Annotated in this window: 1 protein-coding gene; it reads right to left on the reverse strand. The window is 38.8% G+C overall.

The genetic code is table 11. From position 1 onward, the window contains the following. Window positions 1-187: 187 nt before the first annotated feature. The gene (locus FPL27_RS19700; RefSeq protein WP_143962945.1) at window positions 188-487 is read right to left on the reverse strand and encodes a GIY-YIG nuclease family protein; all 300 of its coding nucleotides are present in this window, start codon (window positions 485-487) and stop codon (window positions 188-190) included. Between the last annotated feature and the right edge of the window lie 243 nt (window positions 488-730).

The raw sequence follows: 730 nt of genomic DNA on the forward strand, positions 1-730 counted from the left end.
TGCCACCTCGTAATCCACTGGTCCAGATTGCTTCCCCCGACATGTTCTGTGGAAGTACAGTTGTGTCGGGCTCACAATGGCGCGGTGCCATTATAGCGAAGGAGGCACGCTGTCATCGTCATTGCGAAGGAGGAACGACTGAAGCAATCTTAATCTCGGTCTACCTCATTTAATTCATTCCCACAGATTACCATTTCAAAATTTCATCTGTCAGATCATTCCAAAAAGGATTCATATTTTGGATTAACTCTAATTTCTTCCTCCGACTTCCAGCCTTGATTTGTTTTTCCCTAGCAATTGCTTCTTCGATTGAGTGATAGCCTTCATAGTAAACTAGCTTCTTTAACTTGTATTTATGAGTAAAAGACTTTTTAAAATATCCCTCTTTGTGCTGACTGACTCTTACTATGAGGTCTGAAGTTACCCCAGTATAAAGGGTAGTGTTGTTATAATTGGTCATTATATAGACCGCTCCTCCTTTTTCCATAAAAAATAATTTAGAAATTGAATTAAAAAATCTACTTCAATTTAAATATATTATAACTATTGAGCAATAGGGATTCCTGTCATTTTAATACGAAGTTCGTCAATATCGAAGGTGGCACGCCATTCTCGTCATTGCCAAGGAGGAACGATTCCCGTCATACTAAGTTAGAGGTCAGAAAAGTGTTGGTAAATTATCAGAATATTATTTGGTTTGCCTAGTAAGCAGGGCGCTGCTACCAGGTAA

It is taken from the genome of Litoribacter populi (genome assembly GCF_007483685.1).
GTDB classification, from domain to species: Bacteria; Bacteroidota; Bacteroidia; order Cytophagales; family Cyclobacteriaceae; genus Litoribacter; species Litoribacter populi.